Here is a 16,089-nt window from a genome sequence, read left to right on the forward strand (position 1 = left end):
TCCTTCTCAGTCCTGTGAGGGGGTGGGCCCGGCCACGGCGCGGGCCGCGTCGGTGATCGCCGCCGCCATGGCGGCGACAGCGTCGGGCGACGGGGCGGCCTCGAGCCGGTCGCGCAACGCCTGTTTCAGCGCGTCCATCGCCGCCTCGATCTGGGGCGGGATATCGGGACGGGGGTGGAAGGTCCGGCTCAGCACCTCGTCCACGGCATTCCGATTCGCGGCGAGAAAGGCACGGCCCTCCTCGGTTACGGTCGAAAGCTTCCGCCCACCGCCATCCGCCGCGATGGTCACGTATCCGACGTCCTCGAGCCAGGAGAGCGTCGGATAGATCACCCCCGGGCTGGGGGTATAGCGGCCCTCGAACCGGTCCGAGATTTCCTTGATCAGCTCGTAACCATGGCGCGGTTTCTCGACGATCATGGCGAGGATCAGCAACCGCAGTTCGCCGTAGTCGAAGGGACGGCGGCCGCGCCCGCGGCCATGCCGGTGATGATGGGGCCCGTGCGGGCGGCCCCGCCCCGTTGAAGTGTCATGTCTCATGCCGGCAAGATGCTTTCGATATATCTGAATTCAAGATATATCGAGATCACGGCTGCGCGATGGTCCCGGCAGGTGCTTACGTTTTGGTAATGCACCGCCCGCATAGTCCGGGCACGCAATGAGAGTCGTGCCCGTGATGCAGGTTGCCCCCGGTGACAATCCCGCCCCCCGGCATGAGGGGGAGTTTCGCGTCATCCTTCTGGATGACAGCGATTTCGACCGTGAACACCTGTCGCGCATCTGCAACCGGCTGGGTTTCAGCCCCGACGCCGCCGAGGACCTGCCGGGCTTCGCCGAAAAGACCGCGGCGACGGCCTATCACCTCGCCATCATCGACCTGCGCCTCGGCATGGGGTCGGGTGAGGATGCGCTGCGGATGCTGGCGGCCTCGGCCGCGCCGACCATGCCGGTGCTGCTGACCGGGATGGACGATCCCGCCGTGGCCGACCGGGCCCGCGCGCTCGGCTGCGCCGCCTGCATGCACAAGGACCGGTTCGACATGGCCGAACTGCGCGCCGTCGCCGACGCCGCGCGGCGCCACGCCGGGCTGCCCGCCGGGGCGGGACGATGACCCGCTTCGGCAATCTCCGCTTTCGCACGCGGCTGGTGCTGCTGGTCACGGCGGCCGCAACGATGATCGGCGCCGCAGCGACCCTGGCGACCTATCACCAGGTCACCCGCACCGCCTTTGCCAGCGCGTCGCACCGGCTCGACACCTCGTCCCAGCTGCATTCCGACCACCTCCGCGCAATCCTGCGGCTGGTGCGGGCGGATGCCGCGGCGCTTTCGGAAATGCCGCCCATCGGCGGGATCATCCGCAGCAGCCGGGCGGCGGACCAGATCGATCCGCACGACGGGTCGGGCCTGCCGATGTGGCGCGCCCGGCTGGAACAGATCTTTGCGGCGACGCTGGACTCAAGACCCTATTACACGCAGATTCGCTTCATCGGCCGGGCCGACGACTGGCGCGAACTGGTGCGCACCAACGCCCGGCCCGACGGCTTCGAAAGCGTCCCCCGCCGGGCTGCAGTCGAAGGGCGCCGAACCCTACCTGCGGGACATCGGCGCCCTGCAGGCCGGTCACGCCTATTTCTCGCGGCTGACCTACAACCGGGAACACGGCACGATCGACGGCCCGCCGACGATCCGCCATGTCCGCCCGGTCTTCGACGCCGACGGCAAACTGTTCGGCGCCATCGTCATCAATGCGGATTTCGCCGCCCTGCTGAACGGGTCGGGGATCAGGCCGCTCGGCGATACAGAGGTGGTCGTGCTCACGGGTGAGGGCGATCACCTGACCTTCGGCACCCCCGGCACGCCGGGCGTGCTGGCCTTTCACGAGGACCCGGGCTGGACGCCCTCTCCCTTCGCCCCCGCCGTGGCGGACGGGGCCGGGATCGACGGGATCGAAGGCGTGGCCGGGCAGAGCTTTCGCGCCGCGCAGATCATTGATGCCGATGGCGCACAGCCGGTGCGGATCACGCTGGTCACCGCGACGGACACCGCCGCCCTGCAGGCCGTGGCCCTGGCCGCCGCGCAGCGCACCGCCCTCATCGCCCTGCTACTGGTCATCGCCGCCGCCCTCGGCGCCGCCGTCGCAGCCGACCGCCTGCCCCTGGGCCAGTTGGTCGCCGCGATCCGCGATCCCAGCCCCGAGGCGCTGGACCAGGTCGCGCAGAGCGGCGGAGAGTTCAGCGAGATCGCGCAGTCCTACCACCTGATGTCGCAGACGGTGCATGCCCGCACCCTGCACCTGCAGGCGCTCTATGACAGCGTGCCGGACGGCATCATGACGATCAACGGCGCAGGTCGCATCCAGGGGGTGAACCCGGCGGTTACCACCCTGTTCGGCTACACCCCCGAGGAACTGGTCGACATGCCGGTCGAACTGCTGATGCCCGACGACATCGCCCCGCGTCACGGCCACTTTGTCGAGGCGGCCACCCACGTGCCCGGCAGCCGGCCGATGGCGGCGAACCGCGACATCTTTGGCCTCTGCAAGGACGGCACCCCGATCCCACTCGAGATCTCGGTCACCCGGGTCGAACACGCCGGTGACATCTACTTCGTCGGCATCATCCGCGACATCAGCGACCGCAAGGCGGCCGAGGCGCGGATCACCGCGATGGTCGCCGCGCTGGAACGGTCGAACGAAGAGCTCGACACCTTCGCCTATGTCGCCTCGCACGACCTCAAGGCGCCGCTGCGGGTGATCGACAACACCTCCCAGTGGCTTGAGGAGGACCTCGAGGACCTGCTGACCGATGACACCCGCGAAACCCTGCAGATGATGCGCAGCCGGGTGCGGAGGATGGAAAAGATGCTCGACGACCTGCTGAACCATTCGCGGATCGGCCGCGACGTCCAGCGGGCCGAACCGATCACCGGGCGCGAGCTGCTGGCCACGCTGAGGGAACTGGTGAACCTGCCCCGGGGATGGTGCTGGACGTGTCCGACCGCTTCCTGGCCATCGAGGTGATGAACATGCCGCTGACCACCGTCCTGCTGAACCTGCTGAGCAACGCCATCAAGCATCACGACCGCGCCGACGGGACCGTCTGGCTGGACGCCGAGGACACCGGTGCGGCGATCGAATTCACCGTGGCCGACGACGGCCCAGGCATCCCGCCCGAGTACCAGGAGCGGATCTTCGAGATGTTCCAGACCCTGCGCCCGCGCGACGAGGTCGACGGCAGCGGACTGGGCCTGGCCATGGTGCAGAAGTACGCCGCGGTGCGCGGAGGCAGCATCCACGTCCGCTCCGACGGGACGCGGGGCAGCACCTTTACCCTGGTCTGGCCGCACGACCCCGCGCCCGCCGTATCCAAGGACATCGCCGCATGAACCTGACCCTGCCGATCGCCATGCGACACCCGCTCGATATCATCCTGGTCGAAGACGACGATGCCGACGCCAAGGCCGTGCGCCGCGCCCTGGGCAAGGCCAAGATCGCCAACCCGGTCACACGACTGATAGACGGCGTCGATGCACTGGCCTTCCTGCGCGGCGAAACCGGCACCCCGCCCGCCAGCTACATCCTTCTGGTCGATCTCAACATGCCACGGATGAACGGGCTCGAGCTTTTGACCGAACTGCGCCGCGACGACCAGCTGAAGGGCGCGGTGGTGTTCCTGCTCACCACCTCGGGCGACCGCGGCGACATCGCGGCCGCCTATGAACGCAACGTCGCCGGCTACATCATGAAGGAAAACGCCGGCGACGATTTCCTGAACCTCATCGGCACGCTGGACCACTACTGGCGGCTGGTGGAACTGCCCGAAATCCAGCCGCGGGGGTGACATGACGGCCCTGAAAATCCTGGTCGTGGACGACGACGCGGGCGACCGAATGCTGATCGAACGTCTTGTGCGCAGCTCGGCCCTCGACGCCGAAACGCGGGCGGTGGCCACCGCCGACGACGCCCTCGCCTTCGACGCCTTCCGCCCCGACGCCGTGATGCTGGACAACCGCCTGCCGTCGGGCGACGGGCTGGACCTTATCCCCCGGCTCAAGGACCGCTGGCCGCAGGTGGCCATCATCCTGATGACCGGCCAAGGCGACGAGGAAATCGCCAAGAGCGCGATCCTGCACGGTGCGCAGGACTACATCGCCAAGCGCAGCCTGTCGCAAAGCTCGGTCGAGCGCATGGTCCGCAACGGGGTCGAGGCGGAGTGCCTGATCGTCGAGGCGTCGGCCGCGCAGCGTGAGCTCGAGACATTCGCCCACGTGCTGGTGCATGACTTCAAGGCCCCGATCCGCGCCATCGGACAACTCGCGGACGAGGCGATGTCGGACCTGTCCGCCGGAGTGCCCGAGGCCGCCCATGAAACGCTGGTGCGACTGCACAAGGCCGTCGCCCAGGCCTCGGAACTGATCACCAGCCTCGCCTCGCACATTTCGGCCGACAGCGAGGATCCGTTCCGCATGATCCCCGCAGCCCATCCGATCGACCGCGCCCTGACCGCCCTGCGCCCCGAGATCGACGAACGCGGTGCCCGGATCAGCCAGAGCGGCACCGACGCCCAACTCTGGGGCTCGCCCCCGCAACTGGCGCAGCTGTTCCAGAACCTGATCGGCAACGCGTTGAAATACAGCCCCGACGGCCCCCCCGTCATCCGCGTCACCGCCGAACCCGGCCCTGACGGCGGCCTGCAGGTCACGGTCGAGGATGAGGGCATCGGCGTGCCCGAGGCCTATCGCGACCAGATCTTTGAACCCTTCAAGCGGCTGCGCACCGCCGGGGTCGCGCCCGGCACCGGGCTGGGCCTGGCCACCTGCCGCAAGATCGCCGACCGCCACGGCGCAACGCTGGTCTGCCTGCCCGGCCGGTCGGGCGGCACCCGCATGGTCTGCGGTTTCCCGCCGGCGCCGGTCCAGCTCTTGCCGCGCACCGGCACCGACGGCCCCTGAGGCGCGGCGGCCGTCACGTCACGCCGGTTTTCGCTCTTGACGGGGTCAGCCGCTTGGCATATCCGACCCGTCGTTTGGCGGAGTAGCTCAGTTGGTTAGAGCAGCGGAATCATAATCCGCGTGTCGGGGGTTCAAGTCCCTCCTCCGCTACCAAACTTTCCCCACATCTCGACAATCCGAAAAACTGTCGCACGGCATCCGCAGCGGCGCTGCGCCTTGTGGCCACCTGGTCATTCGCTCCCGAGACTCGCTCCGCACTCCGACACGTCGCCTGATCCCTTCGCGACACTGAAGACTTTAAGAACACTCCACCGCAACCGCATCTCGTCCCACTGCGACCCTGCCATGGTCGCCCGACACCCGGCCGCGACACCCGAAACAAGGGACCCGGCCGCGCCTGTCCGTGTTCACCCCGATCCGGCGGCGTTGACCTGCTCCATCACCCGTGCGCAGTCCGCGGCACCGCCGGACAGGATCGCCTCGGTGTCCATCGCCGCACCGAAGTTCTCGGCCGCGCGGCGCAGCACCTGGTCGACCTGTTCGATGGTCATGATGCCTTCGTCCTGCGCCGCCTGCACCGTGCCGCATATCCCGGTGGCAAGGCCGGTCGCGACCCCTGCGCCCATCATGCCGCCGCCGCCAAAGGTCAGCGCGGCCAGGCCGCCCACCACCAACCCGGCGACGAATCCGATGACGAATCTCAACATCTCGGCCTCCCTTCAGCCCGCCCTGCCGCGGCCGAGGCGGCAGATGCCCCAGAGGATCAACAGGGTCAGCGCCGGGGCGAGGGCGGCGAACCACGGCAGCGCCGCCTCTGGCAGCGGCAGGGGGATCAGCGTCCAGGGCCAGCCCAGCATCACGACATAGACGCCCGACACCGGGTCGCGCGGCTGGCCGAACCAGCCGAAGGTCCCGATCGCCAGCACCGCCAACGCGAGAAGGTAGAGCGCCGCGAACCCCGCGATCAGCCACCGGCACATGCGCCCGCCCTCCCGTGCCCGGTCAGAGCGTGCCTTCGTTGGTCAGCGACATGATCTCGGCCGTGGTGCCGTCGGAATAGCCGATGCAGCTCCACTGCGCGCGGTCCTCGCCGACGCCGACGATCACCGATGTGCCGGCCTGCGAGAATTCGGACGACAGGAGCACGACGTCGGGGTTGTTCGTCGCCGCGGTCACGTCCCGCAGGCAGCCCTGTTCGGCCAGCGACGGGGTGCTCCCGCCGACCGTGGTGGTGGTCGTCTGTTCGCAGGCGGCCAGCAGCAGCGCGCCGGGAAGCGCGATGCAGGCCAGTCTGATCATGGCAATGGGGGTCATCTTCGGTCTCCTCGCTGGATGTTCGCAGCTGGCGGTCGGAACCGGCGGCATGCGCAGGCTCCCCGACCGGGCCATCGGATTGAAGGTTAACCTTACGCTACGGAAACCGCCAATGCTGGTTCAGGCACAGGCAGGAAGGCGCTCAGCCATACGGGGGTGGCGTCAGTCGCAGATCACCGTACGGGTGCCACGGTTGCGCAACATGGCGTTCGACACCGTCATCAGGTGATCTTCCATCAGCAGCGCCGCCTCGGTCCCGTTCCGCTCCACGATGGCGTGGGTCAGGGTTTCGTGCTGTCGCCCCAGCAGGCCGATGCGCTGCGGAGAATGAGTCCGGCGGCGGGCGTCGGTCCAGCGGGCATGGCGGCGCACCGCACGCACCGACTGGTAGATGCTGAGGAACAGCGGATTGTGCGCAAGCTCCGCGATGCGATAGTGAAAGACCTCGTCCGCCGCCTCGTAGGCCGCGGGGTCCTCGACCCCCAACGTCGCCCGCATCAGCCGTTCGAGCGACTCGAGCTCTGCGGCCGAGGCGCGTTCCGCCGCCAGCGCCGCCAGCGCCGGCTCGACCTCGATCCGGACTTCCATGACGTTCTGCGGCGTGACCTGCCGCGATATCGCCTCGTGCCCCGCGATCTCGAGCGCGGGGGGCGGGGCGACAAAGGTGCCCTGCCCCTGGTGCCGGAACAGCCGCCCCTCGGTCGTCAGCGTGTCGAGCGCGCGGCGCAGGCGGGTCCGGCTGATGCCGAGGATCTCGGCCAGCTGGCGCTCCGGCAACATCCTGTCGTCCCTGGTGAACCGCCCGTCCTCGATGCCGGTCCTGAGCAGTTTCAGAATGTCGTCGTCAGCCATCACGGTCTCCGTCCCCCTGCCCGGTGTCAGCCCACGTGCATCACCAGGTCACGCACCATATTTGCCGCCGTGACGATCAGGAACAGCCCGAACAGCAACCTGAGGCGTGCCTGGGGGATGGAGTGTGCCATTGCCACACCAACCCGTGCAAATGTCGTGGTCAGCGGGACCAGGAACACCAGCAGCAGCAGGTTCACGTAGCCCAGCGAGAACGGCGGCAGGTTTGCCTGGCCCAGCCCGGTCAGCGCATAGGTGATCGCGCCCGGCAGGCCGATGAAGAACCCGATGGCCGCCGAGGTGCCGACCGCGCGGCGGATGTCGTAGCCCAGGAAGTTCAGCGTCGGCACGCAAACGGTGCCCCCGCCGATCCCCATCATGGCCGAGATCGCGCCGGCCCCGACCCCGAGCAACGCCCAGACGGCCGAGGAAAAGCTGCGCGGTTGCTCGTCGCCCGACGGCTTGCGAAAGATCATGTCGAGCGCGACGGCAAAGGCCACGATGGCAAAGACCGCGATCAGCACCTGTCCCGAGACGAGACCCCCGACCACCGCGCCCGCGATGGTGCCGACGAAGATCCACGGCACCCAGCGTTTCAGCAGCTGGACGTCGATGGCGCCCTTCTTCCAGTGCCCCCAGGACGACGAGGCCGAGGTGAAGATGATCGAGGCAAGCGAGGTGCCGACGGCGACCTGCATCACGAGGCCCGGCGCCATGTCGGTCATCGACAGCGCAAAGTAGAGCGCCGGCACGATGACGATCCCGCCGCCCACGCCCAGCAGACCGGCGAGGATGCCGCCCGCGATCCCGGCGACAACAGCGACGCCGGCGAAGATTGCAATCTGTGTAGGGTCCATTCAGTCCTCTTCCGCGTTCGTGGCGCGCGATGCCGAGGGTCGGCCCGCGGCGCGGCGGGCGGCGTCGGCGGCGACGATGGCCGCGTCGATCTGGCGGCGGTCGGTCGTGCCGGAGAAGTTGCCGCTGGTGGGGAAGGTCTCGGCCACCATCAGATAGCGTTCGCCCGCCACGTCGAGCAGGCGCGACAGTTCCCCCAGCGGGTCGTCGTGATCGTCGACGCGCAGGGAAAGATGGGCGTACGCCTCGCCCCGGTGGATGGTGAGGCCCGCGGCCTGTCGGCCACGCTTGTCTCCGCCCGCCGCCTCGCCCGCATGCATCGCGGCCAGCAGGCGCTCGGCCAGCGTGCCCCGGGAGGCGGCGAAGACGCGCGCGGTCTCCTCGATCACCTCCGGCCCGGTCAGCATGTTGCCCGCGACCGAATGATCGCCCCGCACCAGGTGACCGCACCAGTCGGTGCAATCCGCGCCCGTATGGGCCGCGAAGTTGCCCGCGGCGTCCATCATGTGGGCCTGCCGCAGCGCCTGCCCGGCATCGCGCGCACGAAAGTCCGCGATCACGGCGTCTGCTTTTTCGCCACCCTGCAGCCGCGCCAGCCCCTCGACCCCCCAGAGCGGGTTGACGAATGCCTGCGTCGCGACCGCGGCACGGGCACCGACATAGGGCACAGCGGCTCCGCAGGCGAAGAACCGCGAGGCGACGGCGATCCCGATCTCTCCGGTCGTGTCGTCCCTGGCTATGATCGACCAGGTCATCAGCGACCCACGGCGTAGGCTTGCATCAGGCGCGGCGTGGCGGCGGCGCGGAGCGTGCCATCGGCCTCGCGCATCGCGGCGGTCAGGCGTCCAACGGTCCACGGACCCGCGACATGCACGATGTGACCACGGGCGCGCAGCCCCTCGATGGTCGCCTCGCCCACGTTGGGCTCGATCATCATCTCGGCCGGTTTGCAGGCGCGGGGATAGAACGACCCCTGGAAGTGCATCGAATGGAACAGCGGCGCGTCCATGCCCTGCTGCAGGCTCAGCCCGTGGTGCACGAAGCGCAGGAACCAGACCAGCTGCCACTGGTCCTGCTGGTCACCGCCGGGCGTGCCGAAGGACAGGAGCGCGCCGTCCTTTTCCGCCATCGAAGGGGTCAGCGTGGTGCGCGGGCGGCGGCCCGGCGCCAGCGTCAGCGGCTGCCCGTCCTCGAGCCAGAACATCTGGGCCCGGGAGTTGAGCGGGAAACCGAGGCCCGGCACCACCGGGTTCGACTGCAGCCAGCCGCCCGAGGGGGTGGCCGAAACCGCGTTGCCCCAGCGGTCGATGACATCGAGGTGCACGGTGTCGCCCTTGCGGTCGGTCAGGTGCGCCATGGTGGGCTCCTGCGCGGCGACGTCCGAGGCTTCGTAATCGCGGGTCGAGCGGGCGATGCAGGCGTCGGCCAGGTGTTCGAACCCCGGCACGCGACCGGGGCGCTGTTCGGTGGACGCGGTGTCAGTGATCAGCTTGGCGCGTTCGGCGGCGTAGGCGTCCGACAGGAGGTACTCCATCGGGATCTCGCTCTGTGCCGGGTCGCCGTAATAGGCTTCGCGGTCGGCGTAGGCGAGCTTCATCGCCTCGATCACGGTGTGCACGAACTCGGTGCCGTTCGGGTCCATCGCGGCCAGGTCGAACTGCTTGAGGATCTGCAGCGCCTGCAAGAGCACCGGCCCCTGGCTCCAGCTCTGGGTCTTGTAGACGGTCCAGCCATGGTACTCGACCGAGAGCGGCGCCTCGACAGTGGCCTGCCAACCGGTCATGTCGGCCTTGGTCAGGACGCCCTTGTGCGCGCTTTCCGAGACATCCATCACCTCGGCCTCGGCGACGTAGGTGTCGATCGCCTCGGCCACGAAGCCTTCGGACCAGGCGCGGCGCACGGCGTCGATGCGGGCTTCACGGCTGTCGCCCTCGGCGCTGTCGGCCAGCCGCTGGTAGGTCGCGGCGAGGTCGGAGTTGCGGAAGAGCTTGTGCGCCTCAGGCGCCTTGCCGTCCGGGCACCAGGTGGCATGCGAGGTGGGCCAGTGTTCGGCGAAATAGTCGGCCAGACCGGCGATCTGGTCGGCGACGCGCGGCAGTACGGGGTGGCCGTCACGCGCATAGCCGATGGCGGGGGCCATGACCTCGGCCGGTTCCATCGTGCCGTGGTCGCGCAGCATCAGCATCCAGCCGTCAAAGGCGCCGGGAATGACGGTGGACAGGTGGCCGGAGCCGGGGATCAGCGCATGTTCGCCCCCAAGCACCTCGCGGTAATGCTCCAGCGTCGCACCGGCCGGTGCGGGCCCCTGCGCGCAGAGAACCTGCGGCGTGCCGCCTTCGGCCAGCTTGAAGATCGCCGGTAGGTCGCCCGCCGGGCCGTTCAGGTGCGGCTCGACGATCTGCAGGGTCAGCCCGGTCGCCACGGCGGCGTCGAAGGCATTGCCGCCCTTTTCGAGGATGCCCATCCCGACCGTGGAGGCGATCCAGTGGGTCGAGGTCACGGTGCCGAAGGTGCCCCGGATCTCGGGTCGCGTGGTGAAATCGCTCATGTGGTCCCTCCCAGGGTGTCAGGTTTCGCGCGGGTCGAGCGCATCGCGCAGCCCGTCGCCGAGAAGGTTGAAGCCCAGCACGACCAGGAAGATCGCGATGCCGGGCCAGAGCGCCATCCAGGGCGCCTGGTTGAGAAAGTTCTTGGCCGTGTTCAGCATCGAGCCCCACGACGGCGCGGGCGGCTGCTGGCCGAGACCGAGGAACGACAGCGAGGCCTCGGCGATGATCGCGGTTGCCACCGTCAGCGTCGCCTGCACGAGGACCGGCGGGAGCACGTTCGGAAAGACGTAGCGCGACAGGATCTTCATCGTCGGCAGGCCGATGGCATTGGCGCTTTCGACGTAATCCTCGGCCGCGACCGAGATCACCTGCCCCCGGGTGAGACGGATGAAGATCGGCGTGGCCGAGAGGCCGATGGCGATCATCGCGTTCCCGAGCGACGGCCCGAGGAAGGCGGCGAGAGCGATGGCGAGGATCAGGAAAGGCGCGGCCAGCAGCGCCTCGGTGCAGCGCGAGATGACGCTGTCGGTCCAGCCGCCGAAGTAGCCGGCGGCGATGCCGAGCGGCACGCCGATGCCAAGCGCGATGAAGACCGACAGCACGCCCGCCATCAGCGAGGCGCGCGCGCCCCAGATCAGCCGGGACATCACGTCGCGCCCGATCTCGTCCGTGCCCATCGGGTGGGCCAGCGACGGCGGCTTGCGGACGGCGGCCCAGTCGGTCGCGGTCGGATCGGGGATCGGCAGGACCGGCGCCAGCAGCGCGATCAGCACGAAGAAGAGGACGATGCCGCCGCCCAGCATCGCGCTGCGGTGCGAACGGAATTTTTTCCACACCCGGTTCTCGGATTTGACGTCCAGCGCCTCGGCGCCTGCGGGCTCGGCTACATGGGCCATCACTGCTTCCTCAGACGGGGGTTGAGGGCGAAATAGGCGGCGTCGGCGATCAGGTTCATGATGATGAAGCCAACGGCAGTGCAGAGCACGATGCCCTGCACAACGGCATAGTCACGGTTGAACACCGCATCGACGACCAGCTTGCCAAAGCCCGGAATGGTGAAGATCTGCTCGGTCAGGACGGCGCCAGCGATCAGCTCTCCGAACAGCAGTGCCATCAGCGTGACGATCGGCACCAGCGCGTTTCGGAAGGCGTGTTTCAGGATCACGCGGTGTTCCTTGAGGCCCTTGGCGCGGGCGGTGCGGACATAGTCGGATTTCAGCACGCCCAGCATGGCCGACCGGGTGTGGCGCATCAGCGTGGCCGCCAGCGCGGTGCCCAGCACGAAGGCGGGCATCAGCATGGTCTGGATCGAGCGCCAGAAATCCTCGGTCGGAGAGACATAGCCCGAGGCCGGCAGCAGGCCCCATTTCACCGAGACGAGCAGGATCAGCATGATCCCCAGCCAGAAGTTCGGGATCGACAGGCCCGACAGCGCGACGAGGTTCGCGACATAGTCGAGCGCGGTGCCCTTCTTGACTGCCGAGACGATGCCCATGGGCACGCCGATGGCGATGGCAAAGATCATCGCCATGATCGCCAGCTGGATCGTCACGGGCAGTTTCTGAAGCAGCAGCTCGCTCACCGGCTGGTTCGAGCGGAGCGAAATACCGAGGTCGCCCTGCAGCACGCCACCAACCCATTTCAGGTACTGCACCGGCATCGGATCGTTGAAGCCGTATTTCTCGCGCAGGTACTCGATGGTTTCGGGGTCGCGCTCCTCGCCGGCCATGGCAAGGATCGGATCGCCCGGCAGAAGCTGCTGGAGCGAGAAGACGAAGATCGAGATCAGGATGATCGTCGGAATGGCAACGAGGATCCGTCGGCCGATGAAGGCGAGCATGGCGTGTCCCGGTACAGGCGAAGGGGGCAGGACACCCGCGGCCGGAACGCCGGCCGCGGGCAGGTTCACATCAGTTGGAGAGGGTCACGCCCTCGAGACGGATCATCCCGTCCGGGTAGGGGGTGAAGCCCGACAGGCCTGCGGCCAGGCCCCAGATCCAGGTCTGGTGGTAGAGGTAGACCAGCGGGCTTTCCTCGATCAGGATGTCGCGCGCCTGGTCGTAGAGCGCCTTGCGCTCGTCCACGTCGTTGGTGACGCGGGCGGCGTTGAGCGCCTCGTCGACCTCAGGGTTCGAGAAGCCGGAATCGTTGATCCCGCCGTCGGTGGTCAGGAACTGGTGGATGTTCCCGTCCGGATCGACGCGGCCCGACCAGCCGACCTGGCTCGCGGTGTAGTCACCGGCGGTCTGGTCCTGCAGCATCGTGGCGAATTCCTTCGACACGATCTCGATGGTGATGCCCGCTTCGGCGGCCATCGCCTGAACCACCTGCATGACCTGCTGCGGCTCGGTGCTGTTCGGCGCCTGGATCTGGATGGTCAGGCCATCCGGGTACCCGGCTTCGGCCAGCAGGGCCTTGGCGGCGTCGACGTCACGCGCGGGGATCGGGTAGTCCTGGTCGAACCAGGGCGAGTTCGGCGGGAACGGCTGGTTGCCGGCGGCGAAGGCGCCGTTGAAGACCACCTGGTTCAGCGCCTCGCGGTCGATCGACAGGCTCAGCGCGCGGCGGATGCGGGCGTCCTGACCCAGCGGGTTGTCAGCCTTTTCGCCGTTGCCCACGTTGATCGTGATGCCCTGGTAGCCGAGCGAAACGGCGCTGGCGATCTGCACCTTGGGATCGGCCTTGGCCTGTTCCAGGTCGGTGGCCGAGACGCGGTCGACCAGGTCGACGTCGCCGGACTGCAGGTTTGCCAGGCGGACGGTGTTGTCCGGGATCGGCAGGTAGGTGACGGTGTCGAAGTGGATCTCGTCCGCGTTCCAGTAGTCGGCGAATTTCTTCAGCACGATCCGATCCTGCGCGACGCGGTTGTCGAAGGCAAACGGGCCGGAACACACCGGGTTAGAGCCGAAATCGGCACCGGCAGCCTGCGCGGCAGTCGGCGAGATCATCATGCCGGCCCGGTCGGCCAGCTGGGCAAGAAGCGTCGCGTCGGGCTGCGCGAGGTCGAGGCGGATTTCGTATTCGCCCAGAACCTCGGTCCCGGTGATCGAAGCGACCTCGGACTTCCGGCGGCTTTCTTCCAGCGTCTGGGAGCGTTCGATGTTGTAGGCCACGGCCTCGGCATTGAAGGGCGTGCCGTCGTGGAAGGTGACACCCTCGCGCAGCTTCATCGTGATCTGGGTCTGGTCCTCGTTCCAGGTCCAGTCGGTCGCCAGCTGGCCGATCAGCTTCAGGTCCGGGGTGATGTCCACCAGCTTGTCGCAGAGCGCGGTATAGACGATCCGGCCGACGAAGGTCCGGGACTGGTCCGGGTCGAGCACGTCGGCATCGGATTGCAGCGCGATGCGCAGTTCCTGGGCCTGTGCGCCAAGCGCCGTGGCCCCGAGCAGGACCGCGCTGAGCGTGATGTTGCGTAGCATTGTGTTTCCTTTCTGTTGGAAGATGGCGGCGCTGTCCGCCGCACTTGGGTTTCGGTCAGGCGCCCTGGCTGGACGTGGCCTCGGCATACATGGCGAACCGCCGCTCGGCCCCGGCGCTCCGGCGCGGCGGCTCGGGCGTCACCTCCGCGGCCTGCGCGGCGGTGATTTCCTCGGAATAGTGACAGGCGGCGCTGTGTCCGCCCGCGATCTCGCGCAGCTCCGGCGCGCGGGTGGCGCAGTCGGGCCGGGCAAAGGGGCAGCGGGTGTGGAACCGGCAGCCGGCGGGCGGGTTCGCCGGGCTCGGCGTCTCGCCCTTCAGCGCGATGCGGTCGCGGGTCTGGCCATAGACCGGCTCGGGCACAGCCGACAGAAGCGCGCGGGTGTAGGGATGGCGCGGGTTGGCGAACACCTCGTCCGCGGTGCCCAGCTCGACGATCTGGCCCAGGTACATGACGGCGACCCGGTCGCTCATGTGTCGGATCACGGCCAGGTCGTGGGCGATGATCACCAGCGTCAGGTCGAATTCGGACTTCAGGTCGTGCAGCCGGTTGATCACCTGCGCCTGCACCGACACGTCGAGCGCGCTGACCGGTTCGTCCCCGATCAGGACGCGCGGGCCGGTTGCAAGCGCCCGCGCAATGCCGATCCGCTGGCGTTGCCCGCCCGAGAACTCGTGCGGGTAGCGATCGGCATGTTCGGGCCTGAGGCCCACGCGGCCCAGCATCTCGGCCACCTTGGCGCGGCGCTCCTTGGCCGAAAGCTCGGGCGCGTGCACCTCGAGCGGTTCGCCGATCAGCTTGCCGACGGTCATGCGCGGGTTCAGAGACGAAAACGGGTCCTGGAACACGAACTGCATGTCGCGGCGCAGCGCGCGCAGGTCCTTGCCCTTGAGGTCGGCGATGGAGCGTCCGTCGAACACCGCATCGCCCTCGGTCGGTTCGAGAAGCCGCATGAGCAGCCGCGCGAGGGTCGATTTTCCGCAGCCGGATTCGCCCACGATGGCAAAGGTTTCGCCCTTCTTGACCTGCAGCGACACACCGTCCACCGCCCGCACCGTGTTGGCCTTGCGCCCCAGTCCGCCGCCCGAACGGAAGTGTTTCTTCAGATCGACGGCTTCCAGGATCGTTTCGGCCATCAGACTGCCTCCAGGCGGGTTTCGAGCGGGGCGAAGTGGCAGGCGACGCGGTGGCTGCCGTCGACGGCGGCCAGCGGCGGCACCGTCGCGCAGGCGGGTCGCGCAAAGGGGCAGCGGGTCGAGAACCGGCAGCCCGCCGGCATCTTGTCCGGCGTCGGCACCAGCCCCGGCACGGTCGACAACCGCTGGCGCGGGCCGGTCAGCCGGGGAACCGAGGACATCAGCCCGATGGTGTAGGGATGCTGGGGATCGTCAAAGATCTCTTGCGCGGTGCCGATTTCGACGATGCGGCCGGCGTACATCACCGCCACGGTGGTCGCCACCTGCGCCACGACGCCCAGGTCGTGGGTGATCATGATCGTCCCCATGCCCGAGCGGTCCTGCAGCGATGCGATCAGGTCGAGGATCTGCGCCTGCACCGTCACGTCGAGCGCGGTGGTCGGTTCGTCCGCGATCAGGACCGAAGGGTCGTTGACCAGCGCCATCGCGATCATCACCCGCTGGCGCATGCCGCCGGACAGCTGGTGGGGATATTCGTCGAGCCGCTGCTTGGCGGCCGGGATGCCGACCTGTTCCAGCGCCTGCAGCGCGCGGTCCCGCGCCTCGGCCTTGGTGCAGCCGTTGTGGGCGCGCACCGCCTCGGTCAGCTGGTCGCCGATCTTGTAGGCCGGGTTGAGCGAGGTCATCGGCTCCTGGAAGATCATCGCCATCCGGTTGCCGCGCAGCTTGCCCAGCCGGGCGAAATCGTCGGCGCGGATCTCCTCTCCGTCGAAGGTGATCGTACCGCTTTCGATCCGGGTGGCGTCCGGCGGCAGGAGACCCATCAACGACAAGGCCGTGACGGATTTCCCGCAGCCGGATTCACCGACGATGCAGAGCGTCTCGTTCCGGTTCAGCGCAAGGCTGACCCCGTCGACAAGATTGGCGGCTTGCCCACGAAAACCGAAAGACAGGTTGTCTACTGCTATCAATGGTTGAGCCATCGCGTCTTTCATCGTCTTACTCGTAACGCGCTCCC

19 protein-coding genes and 1 tRNA gene are annotated in these 16,089 nt (G+C 68.2%); 7 read left to right on the forward strand and 13 right to left on the reverse strand.

Annotation, left to right across the window (positions count from 1 at the left end):
* Nucleotides 1-6 precede the first annotated feature (6 nt).
* Nucleotides 7-540, reverse strand: a complete 534-nt coding sequence (locus ACE2AC_RS13055) for a PadR family transcriptional regulator (protein WP_375687697.1) — start codon at nt 538-540, stop codon at nt 7-9.
* A 118-nt stretch (nt 541-658) separates the two neighbouring features.
* Here ACE2AC_RS13055 and ACE2AC_RS13060 point away from each other — a divergent pair, with 118 nt between their 5' ends.
* The 7 genes from ACE2AC_RS13060 to ACE2AC_RS13090 all read left to right on the forward strand — a co-directional run bounded on the left by ACE2AC_RS13060 (nt 659) and on the right by ACE2AC_RS13090 (nt 5,103).
* On the forward strand, nt 659-1,111 hold the full coding sequence (locus ACE2AC_RS13060) for a response regulator (RefSeq protein ID WP_375687699.1): 453 nt from the start codon (nt 659-661) through the stop codon (nt 1,109-1,111).
* On the forward strand, nt 1,108-1,824 hold the full coding sequence (locus ACE2AC_RS13065; RefSeq protein WP_375687700.1) for a hypothetical protein: 717 nt from the start codon (nt 1,108-1,110) through the stop codon (nt 1,822-1,824). Before ACE2AC_RS13060 ends, ACE2AC_RS13065 begins: the two co-directional genes overlap by 4 nt.
* Nucleotides 1,811-3,019 (forward strand): PAS domain S-box protein, encoded by a 1,209-nt coding sequence (locus tag ACE2AC_RS13070; protein ID WP_375687702.1) that lies wholly within the window; start codon nt 1,811-1,813, stop codon nt 3,017-3,019. Before ACE2AC_RS13065 ends, ACE2AC_RS13070 begins: the two co-directional genes overlap by 14 nt.
* Nucleotides 2,989-3,384 (forward strand): ATP-binding protein, encoded by a 396-nt coding sequence (locus ACE2AC_RS13075; RefSeq protein ID WP_375687704.1) that lies wholly within the window; start codon nt 2,989-2,991, stop codon nt 3,382-3,384. The genes ACE2AC_RS13070 and ACE2AC_RS13075 overlap by 31 nt, the downstream gene beginning before the upstream one ends.
* Nucleotides 3,381-3,839: a response regulator gene (locus ACE2AC_RS13080; protein ID WP_375687706.1), complete on the forward strand. Its 459-nt coding sequence runs from the start codon at nt 3,381-3,383 to the stop codon at nt 3,837-3,839. The genes ACE2AC_RS13075 and ACE2AC_RS13080 overlap by 4 nt, the downstream gene beginning before the upstream one ends.
* Nucleotide 3,840: 1 nt before the next feature.
* Nucleotides 3,841-4,950 carry an ATP-binding protein gene (locus ACE2AC_RS13085; RefSeq protein ID WP_375687708.1) on the forward strand — a complete coding sequence of 370 codons (1,110 nt, stop codon included), beginning with the start codon at nt 3,841-3,843 and terminating at the stop codon, nt 4,948-4,950.
* Between the two features lie 76 nt (nt 4,951-5,026).
* Nucleotides 5,027-5,103, forward strand: a tRNA-Met gene (locus tag ACE2AC_RS13090).
* 254 nt (nt 5,104-5,357) lie between these two features.
* Here ACE2AC_RS13090 and ACE2AC_RS13095 read toward each other — a convergent pair.
* The 12 genes from ACE2AC_RS13095 to ACE2AC_RS13150 form a co-directional block, all read right to left on the reverse strand.
* Entirely contained in the window at nt 5,358-5,657 is a 300-nt protein-coding gene (locus ACE2AC_RS13095) for a hypothetical protein (protein ID WP_375687710.1), read from the reverse strand.
* Between the two features lie 12 nt (nt 5,658-5,669).
* The gene (locus ACE2AC_RS13100; protein ID WP_375687711.1) at nt 5,670-5,930 is read right to left on the reverse strand and encodes a hypothetical protein; all 261 of its coding nucleotides are present in this window, start codon (nt 5,928-5,930) and stop codon (nt 5,670-5,672) included.
* 22 nt (nt 5,931-5,952) lie between these two features.
* Nucleotides 5,953-6,264: a hypothetical protein gene (locus tag ACE2AC_RS13105; protein WP_375687712.1), complete on the reverse strand. Its 312-nt coding sequence runs from the start codon at nt 6,262-6,264 to the stop codon at nt 5,953-5,955.
* Nucleotides 6,265-6,426: 162 nt separating this feature from the next.
* Nucleotides 6,427-7,116, reverse strand: coding sequence for a FadR/GntR family transcriptional regulator (locus tag ACE2AC_RS13110; protein WP_375687714.1), 690 nt, complete (start codon nt 7,114-7,116; stop codon nt 6,427-6,429).
* A gap of 26 nt (nt 7,117-7,142) precedes the next feature.
* Entirely contained in the window at nt 7,143-7,970 is an 828-nt protein-coding gene (locus ACE2AC_RS13115) for a sulfite exporter TauE/SafE family protein (RefSeq protein WP_375687716.1), read from the reverse strand.
* Nucleotides 7,971-8,723 (reverse strand): DUF1028 domain-containing protein, encoded by a 753-nt coding sequence (locus ACE2AC_RS13120; RefSeq protein WP_375687718.1) that lies wholly within the window; start codon nt 8,721-8,723, stop codon nt 7,971-7,973.
* Nucleotides 8,723-10,516: a gamma-glutamyltransferase family protein gene (locus ACE2AC_RS13125; RefSeq protein WP_375687720.1), complete on the reverse strand. Its 1,794-nt coding sequence runs from the start codon at nt 10,514-10,516 to the stop codon at nt 8,723-8,725. The genes ACE2AC_RS13120 and ACE2AC_RS13125 overlap by 1 nt, the downstream gene beginning before the upstream one ends.
* Nucleotides 10,517-10,534: 18 nt before the next feature.
* Entirely contained in the window at nt 10,535-11,413 is an 879-nt protein-coding gene (locus tag ACE2AC_RS13130) for an ABC transporter permease (RefSeq protein ID WP_375687722.1), read from the reverse strand.
* On the reverse strand, nt 11,413-12,357 hold the full coding sequence (locus tag ACE2AC_RS13135; RefSeq protein ID WP_375687724.1) for an ABC transporter permease: 945 nt from the start codon (nt 12,355-12,357) through the stop codon (nt 11,413-11,415). The genes ACE2AC_RS13130 and ACE2AC_RS13135 overlap by 1 nt, the downstream gene beginning before the upstream one ends.
* Before the next feature lie 70 nt (nt 12,358-12,427).
* Nucleotides 12,428-13,936: an ABC transporter substrate-binding protein gene (locus ACE2AC_RS13140; protein ID WP_375687725.1), complete on the reverse strand. Its 1,509-nt coding sequence runs from the start codon at nt 13,934-13,936 to the stop codon at nt 12,428-12,430.
* Nucleotides 13,937-13,991: 55 nt separating this feature from the next.
* Nucleotides 13,992-15,071 carry an ABC transporter ATP-binding protein gene (locus tag ACE2AC_RS13145; RefSeq protein ID WP_375687727.1) on the reverse strand — a complete coding sequence of 360 codons (1,080 nt, stop codon included), beginning with the start codon at nt 15,069-15,071 and terminating at the stop codon, nt 13,992-13,994.
* Nucleotides 15,071-16,042 carry an ABC transporter ATP-binding protein gene (locus ACE2AC_RS13150; RefSeq protein ID WP_375687729.1) on the reverse strand — a complete coding sequence of 324 codons (972 nt, stop codon included), beginning with the start codon at nt 16,040-16,042 and terminating at the stop codon, nt 15,071-15,073. Before ACE2AC_RS13150 ends, ACE2AC_RS13145 begins: the two co-directional genes overlap by 1 nt.
* Between the last annotated feature and the right edge of the window lie 47 nt (nt 16,043-16,089).

Origin of the sequence: Pseudooceanicola sp. LIPI14-2-Ac024 (assembly GCF_042188925.1) — a bacterium.
Classification (GTDB): domain Bacteria; phylum Pseudomonadota; class Alphaproteobacteria; order Rhodobacterales; family Rhodobacteraceae; genus Pseudooceanicola.